Below are 17068 nucleotides of genomic sequence, written 5' to 3'. Positions count from 1 at the left end.
TAACAGCTATGAAAATCGAACGAAAAAAAATCTCGGCCCAGGTGCTGGATCAGCTGAAGGAAATGATAAAGGATGGCAGGTTCACGGCAAATAAGCCGATGCCATCCGAGAATGAACTGGCCAAACTGTTTGGCGTCAGCCGTGCGCCTGTTCGAGAAGCATTGAGCGTGTTATCTGCCAGTGGAATTATCGAATCCAGGCAAGGCGGCCGCAGCTTCGTCAAAGAAGTTAATATGGCAGACATGCTTGGATCGTTAGCGATTGAATACATTTCTGTGGAACAGGTTTTTGAGCTATTGGAGATGCGGATGGTTATGGAGACACAGGCAGCAGCAATTGCTGCCTTACGTCGTGATGAGGACGACCTGGAAAAAATGAAGGAAGCGCTCGATCAATTTGAAATCACGCTGACCAACCCTGAAGCGGTTGGCGATCAGGCAGATGTTACTTTTCATAAACACCTGATTGCTGCAACGAAAAATCGCTTCATGATACAAGTAATGGAAAATATAGATTATCTGTACCGAAAAGCCATTGCCTTTTCCCTCAAGAAGAATGTAGGCCTTCCGGCAAAGCGCGAACAGGTATATCAGGAGCATAGAAGCATTTATGCAGCTATTAAAGAACAGGATGAAGAACGAGCAGCAAAAGCGATGCGGGTGCATCTTGAGAATGTGGCAAATAAATTGAAGGTGAATGAAGGGGAAAGAAAGAAGGTGCCTTGTGATCACTGAACAGATTGTTGAGCGGCTTAAAAGCATCATGGATTCAGAAAAGCGCATTTTGCTTGAAAGGGCAGACCTGGTCTCTTATTCATATGATGGTTCATTTGGAGCCTATATTCCGGAGATCATTCTGCAGCCTGTTTCGACTGAGGAAGTGGCAGGCATTGTGAGGCTTGCAAATGAAATGAAAATCCCCGTCTATCCAAGAGGCAGAGGAACGAGTCTGAGTGGCGGCCCGCTTCCAGTTCATGGCGGAATGGTGCTTGACTTTTCCAGGTGGACTGAGAAGCTGATCATCGACCCGGAGGATACCGTTGCGATTGTATCTCCAGGTGTCATTACAGCCGATATTGACCGGGAAGCGCAGCGGCATGGACTGATGTATCCCCCAGACCCGAGCAGCTCCCATGTTTCCACAATCGGAGGGAACCTTGCTGAAAATGCAGGAGGCCCGCGCGGTTTAAAGTACGGAGTAACAAAAGATTATGTGCTGGGACTCGAGGTTGTCACCCCAGAAGGTGACATTATCCGGACAGGCGGCAGGACGGTCAAAAACGTCACCGGCTATGATCTGACAAAACTGATCGTTGGCTCTGAGGGGACGCTCGGCATCATTACAGAAGCGACCCTCCAGCTGATTCCAAGACCGCAGGCCACTCAGACCATGATGGTCATATTTGATGACATTATTGATGCAGGAAAAGCGATTTCCGCAGTACTCACATCCGGCATCCTGCCTTCTAAAATGGAAATCATGGACCAGGCTTCCATCCAGGCGGTGGAAGAGTTTCAGCCGATTGGGCTTCCGATAGATGTAGATGCGATTATCCTGATTGAGCTTGATGGCCATCCAATCGCCATCAGAGATGAAAGCGAGCAGGTGAAGCAGGTATGCCTGGAAGTTGGGGCCAGGGAAGCAATCATCGCCAGGGACGGGGAATCTGCCGCAAACCTATGGAAAGCGAGAAAACTTGTTTCACCTGCTATCGTCAGGAAAAAACCGACGAAAATTTCCGAAGATGCCACCATTCCCAGAAGCAAGATTCCTGAAATGTTCAGAAGGCTACAGGAAATCAAAGCAAAATATGAAATTGACTTAGTTGTATTCGGTCACGCTGGAGACGGAAATCTGCATCCGAATATTATTACCGATAAAACAAATAAGGAAGAAATGAAATGCGTAGAAAAAGCAGTCGAAGAAATTTTCACAGCAGCGATTGAATTGGGAGGAACTCTCTCAGGCGAGCATGGAATCGGGACCATGAAAGCGCCATTTATGGAGATGGAGCTGGGAGAAGCGGGACTCGACATGATGAAACGAATGAAGAAAGCGTGGGATCCGAATAACATTATGAATCCGGGCAAAATTTTTCCCGAGACAAAAGGACAAAAGCTGGTGTTAATCCATGACTAGCCAGCTTGCCTATAAAGAAACATTCGATTGCGTCCAGTGCGGTTATTGTCTCCCGGCATGTCCCACATACGCCACTATGGGGAAGGAAAGGCACTCGCCTCGGGGCAGGATTAATCTTGTGCAAATGGCGGCCGAAGGGAAGATAACCATTGATGAAATTACCGAATCGATGGAGCTATGCCTCGGCTGCCGTGCCTGTGAAACAGCCTGTCCAACCAATGTGCAATATGGAAAAATTCTTGAGTCATTTAAGGAAGTAAAAGCGGACGAAACACCAGCTCCATTCATGGAAAACATGGCGCTGCAGAAGGCCTTGCCGAATAAAAAATTGCTGGCAGCCATGAGAGCTTCACTTCGGGCCTATCAGCAAGCGGGTTTGAATTCGTTTGCCCGCAAAAGCAAGGTGCTCAGTATTCTTCCCGAACAGCTGCGTGCTTTTGAAGAAATTGCTCCGGCGGTGGAAATGCCAAATAAACAGCTGAGAGCAGGCACCCATAGCCTGGGGCGTAAGCTGAAAGTCCGTGTCGCATTTTTTACAGGCTGCATAATGGATGTGTTTTTTGCCAAAATCAATGACCTCAGCATCAAGCTGCTGAAGCATGCGGGCTGCGAAGTTACGGTAATCAAGGAACAAACCTGCTGCGGCGCACTGCAAAACCATAGCGGTGACTCGGGAACATCCAGGAAGCTGGCGAAGGAAAATATCGCGGCCTTTGAAAAAGGGAGCTTTGACTTTGTCGTTAATGCGATTGGCGGCTGCGGTGCGATGCTTGTTGAATATGATCACCTTCTTGCTGATGACCCGGAATGGGCAGAGCGTGCCAGGGTGTTTGCGGAAAAGAATAAGGATGTAAGTGTAATTCTGAACAAACTCGGAATCAGCTTCAGCCGGGAACTATCAGGGGCTGTGACCTATCAGCCATCCTGCCATTTGCTGAATGTGCAGAAGGTGGCGGATGATCCCGTCCAGCTCCTCGAAAGCATACCAGGGATTACATATGTTCCGCTTCCGAAAGGAGAGATGTGCTGCGGATCGGCGGGGATTTATAATATTGTCCACTACGAAGAATCCATGGAAATCCTTGATAGCAAAATGGAACAGGTCCAAAAAATCTCCCCGGACATCATCGTCACGTCCAACCCGGGATGCCATCTGCAGATGTGCCTTGGGGTCAAACGGGAAGGGCTTGAAGGCAAGGTCCGTGTTGTTCATATTATTGAATTATTAGCAGAAGCCTGCGGGATTGATCATAAATAAGGGAAAGGGTGGAGGATCATGTATGATTACATCATTATTGGCGGGGGCATTGTCGGCCTGTCAACAGGAATGGAGCTGCTGAACCGGTTTCCGTCTGCAAAAGTGGCTATCCTGGAAAAGGAAAGCCATGTGGCTGCCCACCAGACGGGCCATAACAGCGGCGTTATCCATTCTGGTATTTATTATAAACCTGGCAGCTTTAAAGCTAAACTTGCTAAAAAAGGCAGCGAATCCATGACAGAATTTTGCCGGAATCATGGTCTTGAAGTGGATATCTGCGGCAAGGTTATTGTTGCAAGCGAAGATTTCGAGCTCCCCCTCATCGACAATTTATATCAGCGCGGACTGGACAACGGCCTTGGAATCCGCATGATTGACAAGGAGGAGCTGAATGAAATCGAGCCGCATGTGAATGGAAAAAAGGCCATTCATGTGCCAATGGCAGGCATTGTTAACTATAAGCAGGTTTCCGAAAAAATGGCTGAGATCATTACGGAAAAAGGCGGAGACATTCTGCTGAACCATAAAGTTCTGGCGATTGATGAAAATGCTCAGGAAGTAATCGTTCAGACCAGCAGGAAAGAGGTTAGGGGAGCTTATTACGTAAACTGCGGCGGTCTTCAATCAGACCGGATTGCAAAGCTTGCCGGACTCAGAACAGATGTCAAGATCGTGCCATTCAGGGGAGAGTATTATATGCTCAAACCGGAGAAAAGCTCGCTTGTCAAAAACCTGATTTATCCTGTGCCTAACCCTAACTTTCCTTTCCTGGGAGTCCATTTTACCCGTATGATTAATGGAACGGTCGATGTTGGCCCCAATGCAGTCCTTAGCTTTAAGCGCGAGGGATACAAAAAGACGGACCTGAATGTGGCAGATCTGATGGAGGTTGTGGCCTATAAAGGGTTCTGGAAGCTTGCAAAGAAATACATGAAAGAGGGAGTGGATGAAATGGTCCGCTCAGCATCCAAGGAGCTGTTCATGAAAAATGTCCAGAAGCTAATGCCGGATATCCAAAAGGATGATATTGTTCCGGGACCGGCCGGTGTCAGAGCGCAGGCCTTGAAGGACGATGGCTCTTTAGTCGATGACTTTTTCATTGTGCCCGGCAAACGCTCCATTCATGTCTTAAATGCCCCATCTCCGGCCGCGACGGCATCCATAGAAATTGGAAAAGAGATCGTCAGGAAGATGGACGGAACGTTTAAGATGGAATCAGCTGTTTAATAAAGATCGGAGAATAATTAAAATCCCCCTAAACCATAATATGGAAGAAGGGGGATTTTTTAATGAAAGCCACAACTGTGATAAGGCTGATGCATCTGGTTATACCCTGGATGACAATCGTTTTTCTGCCTAAAAAGTCATTCAATAAATTCTCGACAGTTTCTGTTTTTGCAGGTATTTTAGTGTTTATTTTAAGCACACTGGCTATCCCTTTTAAATGGTGGACAGTGGAAGGAGGGCACTTCAAGAAGCTGCTTAATGATCTAACCTTCATACTGGGGCCATTTTTTATCGGGACCCTCTGGATCTTCCATTTCACTTTTGGCAGTTTTAAGAAGTACCTGGCAGTAAATGCAATCATGGATCTTCTGTTTGCATACCCGCTAAATTACTTGTATGAAAAGTTTAAATTGTACAAGCTCGAAAAATTTAAGCCCATTCATATTTTCCTGTTCTTCACCTCTTATGCCTGGATTATATATGGGTACCAGGAATTCTTCCACCGGAATAACCGGTAAAAAAAAGCCGCTCCATCATGGAACGGCTTTTCATCTGTAATCAGCATTCTCCATTATGACACTCGACTCCGATCACACGGAAGCCATTTGCATCCAGTTCTTTCTTGATTTTATCCAATGTCTCTTCTGTCGTATGCTTCGGCAATGTAAAAAGGACACGGCGGATCAAGCTGACATGGAAGTTGGATGAATCCAGTGAGATAACACCCTGGATATCGCTGTACTTGCTGATTATGCCTGTCATCTTCTTCAAGGTACCCTGTGTACCATAGCTGCCCACAGTCAGTGTATAACTGCCGCGGTTCAGCCCCCACGCTTCCTCCAGCAGTTCAAGTACGGCTGCGTGTGTCAGCAGCCCAACAAACTGGCCATGATCATTCTCAACCGGGAGATAAGGATATCTCTTCAGCGTGATAAAGGCCTTCATGAAAGAGTCGTCCTCATTTATTACAGTCTGCTGGTCTTTAGCCAGAACTGTAATCGGTTCATCCAAAGAATGATTCTCTTTATATTCTAAAATATCGACCTTATAAATATTGCCTGCAAATCTTGTATGTGTGGCATCCAGAATAGGGACACAGCGGTAGCCGGTTTGATTTAAAAACTGCAGAGCCTTTTCCAAATTAAAGGTCTCATCACAAAACTTAACATCTTTTTTATCCACCATCTGATGGCGAATCAGCATGCGAGCATCCTCCTTTACCCCTAACCTTCTCTATTCTATGCCGGTGCCTTTTCGGCAATGATAAGAAATTAAGTGAAACCCCTTGTGAAAACTTGTAGAATAGGAAACAGCCATCATCATGAAAGGTGCTGAGAAAACGTGGAAAGCATTACAGTTGTATCGCTGCTGGATGTAATTGGAGAGCTGTTTTCCGATGAGATTTCCATTGCGGTTTCCAATAAGAGTGAATATATCTATTACCGGCCGAGCAAGCGCATCGATTTAAAAATCAGGCCGGGTGACAGGGTGAAGGAAGGAACCATCACCTATAAGGCATTAGGGACACAGCAAAGAGTATCGGAGTTTATTGACCGTGATGTCTTTGGTGTTCCGTATCACGGCATGGCCGTGCCTTTTTTGCATGAAGGGAAGCTTGAAGGCTGTGTAACGGCTATTTCTCCGGCTTTAACGGATGGAAAATCGGTTGTGACGATGAAAACAAATGATGGATGGATTCCTATTCCTTTTTCAGAGGTTGTTTACCTTGAGGCAAAGGATAAGAAGACATATGTACATACCGGCGGCCATTCAGGCACCCACAAATATTCGCTTCAGGATTTTGAGTATTCGCTGCCGAAGGACAGTTTCATCCGCTGCCATCGTTCATTTATTGTCAATGTCAATCAAATAAAGGAGATCTTTCCTGACTCGCATTCCACCTTTCTCCTTGTCATGAAAAACGGGGACCGGGTGCCGGTCAGCCAGTCTTATTCCAGCTATTTCAGGAAACTGCTTGGTTTTTAGAAAATTCTTTCTGTTTCAGCTTGGTAATTTGCTGTTTTATCCGAATATTCCGTAACATAACCGAAAAAGTCCTGGCTCCCTTTTTATCCGGGTAAAATGATGATATATACCATGGCAAAGGGGAGGAGCAACATGGATAAACAATTAGACCGGATTCGCGACAGCCGCCTGCATGACAGGGTAGTTACACCAGAAGAAGCAGCATCCTGGATTCAGGATGGCATGACTCTGGGGCTAAGCGGCTTTACACGTGCGGGTGATGTGAAAGCGGTACCATTTGCACTGGCTGACCGGGCCAGACATGAAAGCTTTAAAGTGAATGTGTATACTGGGGCATCTTTGGGATCTGATGTGGATAAGCTTTTTGCGGAAGCGGGGATTTTGGGAAAGAGGCTTCCATTTCAGGCTGATCCAACTATGAGAAAAAGCATTAACCAGGGGGATTTCTTATTTATCGATCAGCATTTATCCCACACGGCAGAGCTTGTGCGCGCCAATGTCATGGATCCTATTGATTTCGCTATTTTGGAAGCGGTTTCTATTACGGAGGATGGCTTGATCATCCCGTCTACTTCAATCGGAAACTCGCTGTCTTTCGCGGAAAACGCCAGACATATCATCATCGAAATCAATCTGGCTCAATCCACACAGCTGGAAGGCCTGCATGATTTGTATGAACCTGGCAGGCAAGGAGAACGGGATCCAATCCCGCTTACGAAAGCTGACGACCGCATCGGCACGCCGGGAATTAAAGTGGATTTGGATAAGGTGAGGGGAATCGTGTTCACGAACCAGCAGGACTCTCCTTCGACAATCGTGCCGCCGGATGAAGAGACCGCCATCATGGCTCAGCATCTGCTTCAGTTTCTCCGCGGGGAAATTGCAGCAGGGAGGCTGACGAAAAGTCTGGCACCTCTGCAGTCGGGCATTGGGTCTGTGGCAAATGCCGTGCTTCATGGAATGCTCGATTCTGAGTTTGAGAATCTGGAAGTCTATTCAGAAGTGCTGCAGGATGCGGTATTTGACTTGATGGATGCCGGAAAGGTGGACTTTGCGTCCTGCTGTTCTATCACTCTATCAGATGAAAAAATGAAAGAGGTTTTTGCGGACTTCGACCGGTACAGGGACCGCTTAATTATGCGTCCGCAGGAGATATCCAACCATCCTGAAATCATCCGCCGCCTCGGCTTGATTTCGATCAATACCGCACTGGAGCTCGATATTTATGGGAACGTGAACTCCACCCATGTACTTGGAACAAAAATGATGAATGGGATCGGCGGATCAGGCGATTTTGCCAGAAATGCACGTCTGGCGATCTTCGTGACAAAATCCATTGCCAAGGACGGCAAGATTTCAAGCATCGTCCCATTCGTCTCCCATGTTGACCATACCGAGCATGATGTCGATGTAATCGTCACAGAACAGGGCTATGCAGATCTGCGCGGGCTGGCTCCAAGGCAGCGCGTCGAGCTGATCATCGAAAATTGCGCACATCCGCTCTACCGTGACCAGCTTCGCGACTACTACCGCGAAGCCCTCACAAGAGGCGGCCAGACACCGCACATACTGGAAAAGGCCCTCTCCTGGCACACAGACTTCGCCCAAAACGGAACTATGCTGAAAGAAACAGCGTCAGCTTCAGCTGCTGCTGCTGTTCCACAGTGGAGCTTCTGCTGAAAATAGATGGTGACAGGCACCTATACCACTTCACCGAACTGGTATAGGTGCCTGTCACTTTTAATGTTACAATGATAGCTATACTAACAAAATGATTGGGTGAATTTATGAGGAATGCTATCAAATTAATTGCGGCTCCTAGATATAGGAATAGTTTTCGGGAAGGTTATCCGCTTGTGACAGAGGAGTCTGTGCAGCGGATTCCGAAGAACATCGAAGAGGGTGCGGTCTTTGAATTGACTGATGAGAGCGGCCGGTTTATCGGCAAAGGGTATTATGGGAAGCAGAATAAAGGCAGAGGCTGGATTCTTTCCCGAAATCCTCAGGAAACCTTCGATGAAGCATTTTTTGCGAAAAAATTCGAAGAAGCACTGGAAAGGAGGGAAGCTTTGTACCATGATCCCGATACAACCGCTTTCCGGGTGTTCAATGGGGAAGGAGACGGAATCGGAGGCATCACGATTGATTTTTATAATGGCTTTTATGTAATCAGCTGGTACAGTGAAGGCATTTATTCATTCAGGGATACAGTGATTCAGGCATTGATGAAAAGTGCTGATGTTAAAGGACTGTACGAAAAGAAACGGTTTGCTGTAAAAGGCACGTATATCGAGGATGATGATTTTATAGAAGGAGAACGAGCATCTTTTCCGCTGATCGTGAAGGAGAATGGCATCAGATTCCCCATTTATCTGAATGATGGTGCCATGGTAGGTGTATTCCTTGATCAGAGGCATGTCCGCAAGACAATCAGGGACAAGTATGCCGCCGGAAAAACGGTTCTGAACACGTTCTCTTATACCGGCGCTTTCTCAGCGGCTGCCGCATTAGGGGGAGCCGTGAAGACAACCAGTGTCGATCTTGCCAACCGCAGCAAAAGCAAAACGATTGAAATGTTTAGCGTTAACGGCATTGATCATGAGGCACAGGATATCATTGTGGAAGATGTGTTCAATTACTTTAAATACGCAGTGCGGAAGCAGCTGAAATTTGATATGGTCATCCTGGACCCTCCAAGCTTTGCCCGTTCCAAAAAGCATACATTCAGTGCGAGAAAAGATTACCCAGAGCTGCTCGCGCAGGCCATCCAGATCACAGAAAAGGATGGAATCATTGTGGCATCATCCAACTGCAGCACATTCAGCATGAAAAAATTCAAAGACTTTATCAAAAAGGCGTTCGCCCAGACAGGGGACCGCTACAAAATCCTTGAGGAATTCACCCTCCCGGAAGACTTCCGCACCATCAAGGAATTCAAAGAAGGAAACTATCTTAAAGTAGCATTTATACAGAAGCTGTAACAAAAAAGGGGTGACAGGCACCTATACCAGTTTAGTGAACTGGTATAGGTGCCTGTCACCTTTTCAATCTCTTCATTGTCACCTTTTCATTCGTATTCTGCCCGCAGCTCTTTCATTTTTCTCACCAGGTTTTTCCCAATGTCATGTGAGAAGTCTTCATAGACCGGGTCCAGCATGGCTTGCCATTGCTGTTTTTCATCCGGTGTGAGTTCATGAATCTGAATGGAAGAATTCTGCCTGATTTTCTCTAGCAGTTCTTCGTTCATGTCAAAAGCCATCCGGCTGTTCCAGTCAGTTGTTTCTTCCATAGCCTCCAGCAGGATTTTCCTGGTTTCCTCACTCTGCTCATTCCAAACCTTATTGCTCATCATCACCGCATATCCAAGATATCCATGATTGCTGATTGTCATGTGCTGCTGCAGGTTATAAAATTTCTTAGAGTAGATGTTGGAAATCGTGTTTTCTTCGCCATCCACTTCACCTTCTTCCAGCAGCTTGTAAGTAGAATTAAAGGAATCCTGGACAGCCTTTGCCTTTAAGCGGCTGAATTGGGCCGATAGCACATCACTTTGCATGATTCGGAAGGATTGCCCTTTCAGATCCTCCGGCTTTTGTATGGGCCCTCTATTCGAGGTGATCTGTTTAAATCCATTTGGCCAGTGGGCGAGTCCTTTAAGGCCGGCCCCTTGAAGAGAATTCAGCAGCTGCCTGCCGATATCCCCGTTCAAGCCTTCCAGAGCCGCTTCGCGCGAAGGGAAAGCAAACGGCAAGTCGAGCACACCCCATTGCGGGGAAAGCATGCCAAGCTTGGACGTGGAGGGAGCAATAAAGTGAACCTGCCCCTCCTTTAACGCATTGATTTCTTCAATATCAGAATAGAGACTGCCGTTTGGAAAGACTTCTATTTTAATGCCGCCATCCGATTTTTCAGCGACAAGCTTTGCAAACCGTTGAGCTGCAAGGCCCTTCGGCGTATTTTCTGCCACAACATGGCTGAATTTAAAGACAATTTGCTCCTTGAGCCCTTCCTGGTCATCATCGTAGGGAATCTCTTCCCCTGGAAAAAAGCTTCGATAGCCCAAAAAGGCAGCCAGCAGCAAAACCGAACCGGCAAGGAGAACATAGCTTTTCATGTGAATCCTCCTTTTTAAAAACTATTAATGTTATCATACTTACAAGAATTCTATCCGTAAAGACAGAAGGGAGGGACCCCTTGTGAATCAGATGCCCATCCGCTGGAAGATTACCATTCTTTCTTATGCCGTCGTCATTTTTTCTTTATTGATTGGCGGGATGGTTGTGATTGCTAACATCCAGGAGCAGGAAGAAAAAGAACTGAGAATTCGCTCGATGAATACTGCCAGAACGGTGGCAGAGCTGTCAGATGTGAAAAAGGGGATCCTGCAGCCGCAGGGCTGGAAGACGGTCAACAAAGTTGCAGAGGAAATTCGCATTATTAATGAAACAGATTATATAGTGATCATGAATATGGAGCGTATCCGCTATTCTCATCCGGTCAGGGAATTGATCGGCAAGCCATCTGCAGGCGAGGATGAAAAGCCCGCATTTGCCGAACATATTTATTTTTCCAAGGCAGAGGGAGAAGCAGGCATCTTTATCCGCGCGTTTATCCCGATCAAGGATGAAAACCTCAACCAAATCGGTGTGGTGGCAGTCGGCAACAAGATCCCTTCCATAACCGAAATAATCGCAGATTTGAAAGATGAAATCAGTATCATTGTTCTGCTGACGCTCATATTCGGTCTGATCGGCTCTTTAATGCTCGCCAATCATATTAAAAAGCAGATGTTTCAGCTTGAGCCACATGAAATCAAACGGATGCTGGAGGAAAGGACAGCCACTTTCCATTCGATCAATGAAGGCGTAATTGCGATCGACAACCAGGAAAATATTACGATTTTTAATGACAAAGCCAAGAAAATTTTTAATGTGGCAGGCCGTGTCGCAGGCAAAAAAATCAGATCTGTTTTAAAAGATACAAGGCTTCCCGAGATTGTGGAGAGCAACCGCGCCGTTTATAATGAGCAAATTATAGTGAGCGGCAAGGTCATACTGAGCACCCGAATTCCGATCCGGAAAGACAATGAAAAGATCGGAGCGGTAGCCATCTTCCAGGACCGTACAGAAGTCACGAAGCTGGCTGAAGAGCTGACAGGAGTGAAAAGCTTTGTAGAGGCGCTCAGGGTGCAGAATCATGAGCATATGAACAAGCTTCACACCATTGCCGGTCTGATTCAGCTCGGGAAAGCGGATCAAGCATTAAAGCTGACGTTCGACGCTTCTGAAGAGCAGGAAACCCTCTCGAATTTCCTCAGTGATAATATCCGGAACGATGCCATTGCAGGTCTACTATTAAGCAAGGTGCGGCGCGGCAAGGAATTGGGCATTACAGTCGTCATCGACTCTAACAGCAGTCTGGCGAAGTTTCCGGACCGGCTGGATCACCATGATTTTGTTCTGCTGCTGGGCAATCTCATTGAGAATGCCTTCGGGGCTTTTGAGCATAGCGATCGGGAAGATCGAAAAGTGGATATCAGCATTGAGCAGACAGACGAGATTTGTGCCCTGCTGGTGGAAGATAACGGAAGCGGCATAGAGGAATCAATTTTGCCAAAGATATATGAAAAAGGATTTACTGCCAATAAATCTGGCGGGACAGGCTACGGACTTTACCTCGTCAAGCAAATTGCAGAAAAAGGCGGGGGAGCAATCGAGGTTTCAACAAGCAAGGATGAAGGAAGCTCTTTTACAATCATTTTTCCGATGGAAGCGGAGGGAGAATCATATGGCGGTTAAAGAAGAAATCAGTGTGCTGCTGATCGAAGATGATCCAATGGTCCAGGAAGTGAATAAAGAATTTATAGCAAGTGTGCCAGGCTTTAAGATCATCGGAGCGGCCGGGAATGGGGAGGAAGGCATTACCCTGGCAAAAAAACTGCAGCCTGACCTGGTGATCATGGATATTTTTATGCCAAAAAAAGATGGCATTCAAACCTTGAAGGAATTTAGAAAACAGCACCTTGATTCGGATGTCATCGTCGTTTCCGCTGCAAAGGATAAGGAAACCATCAAGCAGATGCTTCAAAACGGAGCCAGGGATTATATAATAAAGCCCTTTAAGCTGAACAGGATACAGCAGGCTCTCGAAAAGTACCGCCATTATAGAGAAAGCCTTAAGGAATCGGGCACCCTCTCACAGGAGCAGCTTGATGCCCTGATTTATGTGAAGCAGGCGAAGAAAGAAGAAAACGTATTGCCGAAAGGGCTAAATGAATTCACCTTAAATGAAATTACTGCGTTTATGAAACAGCAGACTGAACCCCGCTCTGCCGAAGAAGTCGCGAACGGCATCGGCATTGCCAGAGTTACCGCCCGCCGCTATCTGGATTACCTTGAAAAAAGCGGAGCGATCTTGCTGGATGTGCAGTATGGGGGCGTGGGCAGGCCTGTAAATCGGTATGTCATCGTTTAGCTGTTTTCTTAAGACCAAAATGAACAAAACATCCGTTATGACCATAAACTTCTCTCTTTTATCTGAAAACGCTATCATTTCTAATAGAATGAATAGTTAGAAAAAAGGAGCTGAGATAAGAGTGAAGAAGCAGCGGATTTATAAGAATTTAACCTTTCAGGTGTTAACGGCTATTTTTATCGGTGTTATGGTCGGGCTTATTTGGCCGGAAGTCGGAAAAGAAATGAAGCCTGTAGGCGACACCTTCATAAACGCAGTCAAAATGGTCATCGCTCCGATTATCTTCCTGACCATCGTCCTTGGAATCGCAAAAATGGGCGATATGAAAAAAGTCGGCAAGGTAGGCGGAAAAGCATTCATTTATTTTGAGATTGTTACTACACTTGCTTTAATGATCGGCCTGATCGTCGTAAATGTCATTAAACCGGGTGCAGGACTGAACTTTAATGAATTGGAAAAAGGAGATGTTTCACAGTATACAGCCAATGGCGGAGAGGGCATCAATTGGATTGAGTTTGTGACACATATTGTTCCTTCCAACATGGTGGATGCCTTTGCCAAAGGAGATATCCTGCAGGTATTATTCTTTTCTGTACTATTTGGGGTCGGCTTGGCGGCTCTTGGAGAAAAGGGCAAAATCGTCATTGAATTTTTGGATAAGCTATCACTGGTATTCTTTAAAATCATCGGCTATGTCATGAAGGCCGCCCCGCTTGGAGCATTTGGCGCCATGGCCTATACAATCGGACACTTCGGACTTGCATCACTTGTACCACTGGGCAAACTGATGATTTCCGTGTACGTGACAATGTTCTTATTTATCTTTGTTGTATTAAACATTATCTGCAAAATGTACGGATTCAGCTTATGGAATTATCTGAAGTTCATCAAAGATGAAATTTTGATCGTATTAGGTACAAGTTCATCAGAATCAGTGCTTCCGAGAATGATGGATAAAATGGAGCGCATCGGCTGCTCCAAATCGGTGGTGGGTCTTGTCATTCCAACAGGCTACTCCTTTAACCTGGATGGTACATCCATCTACCTGTCTATGGCTGTTGTCTTCCTTGCCCAGGTATTCGGAGTGGATCTGACAATCGGCCAGCAGATTACGATTCTGCTAGTATTAATGCTTACTTCAAAGGGAGCAGCAGGTGTTACAGGCAGCGGGTTTATCGTATTGGCATCCACGCTTGCCGCCCTGCAGGTTATTCCTCTTGAAGGATTGGCTCTGCTTCTTGGTGTAGACCGTTTCATGAGTGAAGGAAGAGCAATCGTAAACCTGATCGGAAACGGAATTGCCACGATGGTTGTAGCGAAGAGTGAAAATGAATTTGATGAAAATAAGGCGAAACAAGCCATCAGTGATATGAAATTAATGAAGCAGGAACAGCAAAAGCAGGCAGTATAAATGGAAAGGCCATTCTCCTTTTGGGGGAATGGCCTTTCCATTTATATTGTCGAAATACCCGCTGTGCAGGCGACAATTATTGCAGTAATTTCCCGGGAAAAAATCAGAACTGACGTATTTCCATGTCTTTTCAATCAAACGTTTGATTGAAAAGTAAATTGTTGAATAAACACGAAAGACAAATAAAATTTAGAAAGTTATAAAAATTTTATGGTATGATTATTTTTAAAAAATGTGACAGGTACCTATACCACTTGGCCAAAGTGGTATAGGTACCTGTCACCGGAAAGAAGGTTTACGTAGTGAAGCGCTCAAAGGTTCATTATGCGTGGATAATTTTAGTGCTGACGTTTTTGGCTTTGCTGGCTGCACAGGGGGTTCGATTGTCGTTCGGAGCGTTTATGGCGCCATGGGAGCATGAGTTTTCGGCAAATCGAAGTGTTATTTCCTTCATTGCTTTTGTGAGCTATATTGTTTTTGCCATTTCACAGCCGTATGTCGGCCGGCTGATTGATAAGTATGGCATCCGTTACATTCTATCCTTCAGTATACTGGTTATTGGTTTTTCAACACTTCTGACCTTTTTTACCACCAGCCCCGTTCAGCTGATGATCATCTACGGAGTAGTCGCCTCAGTTGGCTTTGGCGGTGCATCCAATGTAGCGGGAACGATGGCAGTGGCGACCTGGTTTGCAGATAAAAAAGGAATGGCGATGGGACTGATGTCTGCAGGCACAGCCGCAGGACAGCTTATTCTCGTCCCGCTCTCCTTATTCCTAATTGACCAGCTGGGCTGGAAGACAACCGTCCTGGTGCTCGGCTGCTTTTTGATAATAATCATTTTCCCGCTGCTTCTGCTTTTTATCCGTTCGAACCCGGCTGATCTGCATATCCATGCGTACGGAGCAAAAGTGAGTGAAAGTGAGAAGGGCCTGCAGGAGAAAAAGGAAGCACCAAAAGGGACGCTATCTATATTCCAGCTTTTAAGGAGGAAAGAATTCCTGTTTCTCATGCTCCCGTTTTTCGTGTGCGGCGTGACGACTACTGGGCTGATGGATACGCACCTTATTCCATTTGCCCAATATTGCGGATTTACGCCTGGCGTTACGGGAGCCGCTGTCAGCCTGCTGGCCGGCTTTAATATTTTTGGCACTGTTGTTTCCGGGTTCCTGGCAGATAGGTGGAATTGCAGAAAAATCCTTGCCTTTCTCTACGGAGTGAGGGCTCTGACTATTGTTCTGCTTCTGATCATCTTGAATGATGCTTCACTATTTGGCTTTTTCATCACCCAGTCCCATCTGCTCATCCTATTTGCCATCAGCTTTGGAATTGTTAATTTTGCCACTGTCGCACCAACTATGAAGCTGGCCGCGGAATATTTCAGTCATCTGTCCGCAGGAGCAGTGATTGGCTGGATCTATTTGAGCCATCAGCTGGGGTCAGCTCTCGGTTCCTTTGTCCCTGGTGTATTATTTGATCTGACAGGCAGCTATGACAGTTCTTTCATTGCCTCCATTATTCTTCTGATATTCGCATCTGCCTTAAGCATAATGCTTCCAAGGCAGGGGGCAGATTATCAGTATGCTGCCGGCAGAGAGTTAGCCGAGTATAGGTAGAGGCTAAAAATCGACACTTTATTTCTCTTCGGTTAAAATAAAATTATTGAAATAACAGTTCGGTTAGGGGAGACGGGCATGCATCGTAATCATGATTTATATCAATTTTTCCTTGAAAAAACATGGGACTTAACAGAAGAATGGTATAAAAATGTGAACAAAGAAAAAAGCGGCGGGATATATACCTCGGAAGACCCCGCTGTGATCGAACGAGTAAAGAAGCAAAATTACGAGTTCCACAAAGAGTTCTCCGAAGTCTTTGATAAAGATGAAGAAACTTTTTTTCATGATTTGGAAGGATGGATTGTCAAAGTGGCGCAGGATGATGAACATCTCCGCACCCCTCTGGAGAAGATCCTCCAGGAGTTTTTTAACACCCAGGAACAGTATTTGAATCTGCTGGAGCAATTCGTTGAAATCAATCAGGGCCAATTTAATGAAAAGCAAATTTCCTTATGGCGCAGGATGATTACTAAAACCATTGGTGAAGTGGTTACCTGGTTCACGGAGGAATATAATAATCATTCCCAAAAGAGGCTGCAGGCTCAGCAGGCTTTAATCCTTGAGCTCAGCTCCCCGGTCATTTCTTTGACGGAAGATATCGCGCTTCTGCCGCTTGTCGGGGATATTGATACCACACGTGCGAAAATCATGCTTGAAAATACACTTCAGCAATGCAATAAATTAGGGGTGACTCAGCTCTTTTTGGATCTCTCAGGTGTAGTCATGATCGATACGATGGTAGCCCACCAGCTATTCCAGCTCATAGAAGCGCTAAGCCTGATCGGCGTAAAGACCACAATCTCCGGCCTAAGGCCGGAAATTGCCCAGACTGCCGTACAGCTCGGGTTGTCATTTGATCACGTTAACATTACATCCACGCTATCAACTGCCATTAAATCAGCAAAAATAATAGCAGGTTAATACAAAAACACGATGAAGACTGGCTTCATCGTG

At 46.0% G+C, this 17068-nt stretch carries 15 protein-coding genes; 13 read left to right on the top strand and 2 right to left on the bottom strand.

Annotated features, from left to right (window positions below; translation table 11 throughout):
• Positions 1-8: 8 nt before the first annotated feature.
• The 5 genes from AC6CHU_RS15220 to AC6CHU_RS15200 all read left to right on the top strand — a co-directional run bounded on the left by AC6CHU_RS15220 (position 9) and on the right by AC6CHU_RS15200 (position 5142).
• The gene (locus AC6CHU_RS15220; RefSeq protein WP_159862140.1) at positions 9-734 is read left to right on the top strand and encodes a FadR/GntR family transcriptional regulator; all 726 of its coding nucleotides are present in this window, start codon (positions 9-11) and stop codon (positions 732-734) included.
• Positions 724-2139, top strand: coding sequence for an FAD-binding oxidoreductase (locus AC6CHU_RS15215; RefSeq protein WP_498122213.1), 1416 nt, complete (start codon positions 724-726; stop codon positions 2137-2139). The genes AC6CHU_RS15220 and AC6CHU_RS15215 overlap by 11 nt, the downstream gene beginning before the upstream one ends.
• Positions 2132-3397 (top strand): (Fe-S)-binding protein, encoded by a 1266-nt coding sequence (locus AC6CHU_RS15210; RefSeq protein ID WP_159862138.1) that lies wholly within the window; start codon positions 2132-2134, stop codon positions 3395-3397. Before AC6CHU_RS15215 ends, AC6CHU_RS15210 begins: the two co-directional genes overlap by 8 nt.
• Positions 3398-3415: 18 nt before the next feature.
• Positions 3416-4624, top strand: coding sequence for an L-2-hydroxyglutarate dehydrogenase (gene lhgD / locus AC6CHU_RS15205; protein ID WP_159862137.1), 1209 nt, complete (start codon positions 3416-3418; stop codon positions 4622-4624).
• 62 nt (positions 4625-4686) lie between these two features.
• On the top strand, positions 4687-5142 hold the full coding sequence (locus tag AC6CHU_RS15200) for a hypothetical protein (RefSeq protein ID WP_159862136.1): 456 nt from the start codon (positions 4687-4689) through the stop codon (positions 5140-5142).
• Positions 5143-5182: 40 nt separating this feature from the next.
• Here AC6CHU_RS15200 and cbpA read toward each other — a convergent pair whose 3' ends face one another.
• A complete protein-coding gene (cbpA, locus tag AC6CHU_RS15195) occupies positions 5183-5827 on the bottom strand; it encodes a cyclic di-AMP binding protein CbpA (RefSeq protein ID WP_159862135.1) in 645 nt (214 codons plus the stop codon).
• A gap of 138 nt (positions 5828-5965) precedes the next feature.
• Here cbpA and AC6CHU_RS15190 point away from each other — a divergent pair, with 138 nt between their 5' ends.
• The 3 genes from AC6CHU_RS15190 (at position 5966) to AC6CHU_RS15180 (ending at position 9591) form a co-directional block, all read left to right on the top strand.
• Positions 5966-6610: a LytTR family DNA-binding domain-containing protein gene (locus AC6CHU_RS15190; protein ID WP_159862134.1), complete on the top strand. Its 645-nt coding sequence runs from the start codon at positions 5966-5968 to the stop codon at positions 6608-6610.
• Between the two features lie 132 nt (positions 6611-6742).
• Positions 6743-8290 carry a succinyl-CoA:acetate CoA-transferase ScpC gene (gene scpC / locus AC6CHU_RS15185; protein WP_159862133.1) on the top strand — a complete coding sequence of 516 codons (1548 nt, stop codon included), beginning with the start codon at positions 6743-6745 and terminating at the stop codon, positions 8288-8290.
• Positions 8291-8397: 107 nt separating this feature from the next.
• Positions 8398-9591: a class I SAM-dependent rRNA methyltransferase gene (locus AC6CHU_RS15180; protein ID WP_498122210.1), complete on the top strand. Its 1194-nt coding sequence runs from the start codon at positions 8398-8400 to the stop codon at positions 9589-9591.
• Between the two features lie 86 nt (positions 9592-9677).
• On the opposite strand, the gene AC6CHU_RS15175 is transcribed toward AC6CHU_RS15180, so the two are convergent.
• Positions 9678-10724 carry a TRAP transporter substrate-binding protein gene (locus tag AC6CHU_RS15175; protein ID WP_498122208.1) on the bottom strand — a complete coding sequence of 349 codons (1047 nt, stop codon included), beginning with the start codon at positions 10722-10724 and terminating at the stop codon, positions 9678-9680.
• A 91-nt stretch (positions 10725-10815) separates the two neighbouring features.
• Between AC6CHU_RS15175 and AC6CHU_RS15170 the strand changes: the two genes are divergently transcribed.
• The 5 genes from AC6CHU_RS15170 (at position 10816) to AC6CHU_RS15150 (ending at position 17035) form a co-directional block, all read left to right on the top strand.
• The gene (locus AC6CHU_RS15170) at positions 10816-12408 is read left to right on the top strand and encodes an ATP-binding protein (RefSeq protein ID WP_498122256.1); all 1593 of its coding nucleotides are present in this window, start codon (positions 10816-10818) and stop codon (positions 12406-12408) included.
• Positions 12398-13084 carry a response regulator gene (locus AC6CHU_RS15165; protein WP_498122206.1) on the top strand — a complete coding sequence of 229 codons (687 nt, stop codon included), beginning with the start codon at positions 12398-12400 and terminating at the stop codon, positions 13082-13084. The genes AC6CHU_RS15170 and AC6CHU_RS15165 overlap by 11 nt, the downstream gene beginning before the upstream one ends.
• A gap of 121 nt (positions 13085-13205) precedes the next feature.
• Complete coding sequence (gene dctP / locus AC6CHU_RS15160; protein ID WP_311315891.1) at positions 13206-14495, top strand: C4-dicarboxylate transporter DctP; 1290 nt, start codon at positions 13206-13208, stop codon at positions 14493-14495.
• A gap of 302 nt (positions 14496-14797) precedes the next feature.
• The gene (locus AC6CHU_RS15155) at positions 14798-16111 is read left to right on the top strand and encodes an MFS transporter (protein ID WP_251283296.1); all 1314 of its coding nucleotides are present in this window, start codon (positions 14798-14800) and stop codon (positions 16109-16111) included.
• Positions 16112-16189: 78 nt separating this feature from the next.
• Positions 16190-17035, top strand: coding sequence for an STAS domain-containing protein (locus AC6CHU_RS15150; RefSeq protein ID WP_251283295.1), 846 nt, complete (start codon positions 16190-16192; stop codon positions 17033-17035).
• Positions 17036-17068 lie beyond the last annotated feature (33 nt).

This window comes from Cytobacillus sp. GQ23 (assembly GCF_059758675.1).
Note: the sequence above shows the minus strand (reverse complement) of the source record. Positions and strands in the feature narration are given on the sequence as shown.

What these genes read in the sequence shown, in the direction of transcription:
- AC6CHU_RS15220 (WP_159862140.1), top strand. Translation starts at nt 9, where the DNA reads ATGAAAATCGAACGAAAAAAAATCTCGGCCCAGGTGCTGGATCAGCTG.
- AC6CHU_RS15210 (WP_159862138.1), top strand. Translation starts at nt 2,132, where the DNA reads ATGACTAGCCAGCTTGCCTATAAAGAAACATTCGATTGCGTCCAGTGC.
- lhgD (WP_159862137.1), top strand. Translation starts at nt 3,416, where the DNA reads ATGTATGATTACATCATTATTGGCGGGGGCATTGTCGGCCTGTCAACA.
- AC6CHU_RS15200 (WP_159862136.1), top strand. Translation starts at nt 4,687, where the DNA reads ATGAAAGCCACAACTGTGATAAGGCTGATGCATCTGGTTATACCCTGG.
- cbpA (WP_159862135.1), bottom strand. Translation starts at nt 5,827, where the DNA reads ATGCTGATTCGCCATCAGATGGTGGATAAAAAAGATGTTAAGTTTTGT.
- scpC (WP_159862133.1), top strand. Translation starts at nt 6,743, where the DNA reads ATGGATAAACAATTAGACCGGATTCGCGACAGCCGCCTGCATGACAGG.
- AC6CHU_RS15180 (WP_498122210.1), top strand. Translation starts at nt 8,398, where the DNA reads ATGAGGAATGCTATCAAATTAATTGCGGCTCCTAGATATAGGAATAGT.
- AC6CHU_RS15175 (WP_498122208.1), bottom strand. Translation starts at nt 10,724, where the DNA reads ATGAAAAGCTATGTTCTCCTTGCCGGTTCGGTTTTGCTGCTGGCTGCC.
- AC6CHU_RS15170 (WP_498122256.1), top strand. Translation starts at nt 10,816, where the DNA reads ATGCCCATCCGCTGGAAGATTACCATTCTTTCTTATGCCGTCGTCATT.
- AC6CHU_RS15165 (WP_498122206.1), top strand. Translation starts at nt 12,398, where the DNA reads ATGGCGGTTAAAGAAGAAATCAGTGTGCTGCTGATCGAAGATGATCCA.
- AC6CHU_RS15150 (WP_251283295.1), top strand. Translation starts at nt 16,190, where the DNA reads ATGCATCGTAATCATGATTTATATCAATTTTTCCTTGAAAAAACATGG.